We start from the raw sequence: 1,052 nt of genomic DNA on the forward strand, positions 1-1,052 counted from the left end.
AAATTTTACTTGAGTAATATGGAACTATATGGTAAAATATCTCTATAAAATTTTTATTTTGGAGGTTATATTTATGGATTTTAGCGATTCTACAAATTGGCAATACGCCTTAAATAATCAATAAAAATATAAGTTGAATATTAGAGATATGCGTGGTAAAATAGAGAGCGAAATTTGAATTTGATGGAGGAATAAAAATGCTTACACATATTGGCACAAATACAATAGAGACAGAGAGATTAATACTCCGAAGATTCGAGTATACAGATGATGAAGCAATGCTTAAATATTGGGTTGCAGACGAGAAAATACAAGCCTTATATTCTGAACCGGTGTACTCTACTAAAGATGAGGTAAAAGGATTGCTTGACAAGTATATAGGTTCCTATGAAAAGAATGACTATTATCGTTGGGCTGTTGTCGAAAAAGCAACAGGTGAATGTATAGGACAGATAGCATATTTTTTGGTTGATAGTAAGAATCATTTTGCTGAAATTGAATATTGCATTGGTTCGAATTTTCAGTGTAAAGGTTTTGCAACAGAGGCAACAAAAGCAGTTATTGCATATGGTTTCGAGAGAATGAATTTGCACAAGGTTCAAATTTGTACTAAAACTATCAATGCACCATCAAAACGAGTAATAGAAAAATGCGGTTTTATATATGAAGGAACATTGAGAGACTATTTCTATATGAACGGAGAATATGTTGGAAGATTATATTTTTCAATATTAAGAAATGAGTTTGAAGCTATGAAATAGGATATTTGGAGGAGAGATAACTTTAAGACTTTTGTTGAATCTGAAAGCACGCAATTTGAAGTTTATGGAGGTAATTATGGCGTTTGATTTTAAGAAAGAATACAAAGAATTTTATATGCCGAAGAATAAACCAAACATAGGTGGGAATTTTGGAAAGAGATAAAATTTTTTTAGATATGTCACAAATAAATAGTTGCACAGCTGTTTTTGGGGTTATACCTGCCGGAACAACAATATACTCTATGCCTGCAAACGCTAAAGACGAATATCGAAAGTTTGCAGATGATTATG

At 31.6% G+C, this 1,052-nt stretch carries 1 protein-coding gene; it reads left to right on the forward strand.

The genetic code is table 11. The features are described 5' to 3' along the window. The first annotated feature begins 197 nt into the window (after positions 1 to 197). Positions 198 to 761, forward strand: a complete 564-nt coding sequence (locus BLP46_RS12760) for a GNAT family N-acetyltransferase (protein ID WP_092979433.1) — start codon at positions 198 to 200, stop codon at positions 759 to 761. The last annotated feature ends 291 nt before the right edge of the window (positions 762 to 1,052 follow it).

This window comes from Ruminococcus sp. YE282, from assembly GCA_900101355.1.
Lineage (GTDB): Bacteria > Bacillota > Clostridia > Oscillospirales > Acutalibacteraceae > Ruminococcoides > Ruminococcoides bromii_A.

Bases quoted from the DNA above. Each gene is read 5' to 3' on its own strand.
- BLP46_RS12760 (WP_092979433.1), top strand. From the start codon at position 198: ATGCTTACACATATTGGCACAAATACAATAGAGACAGAGAGATTAATA.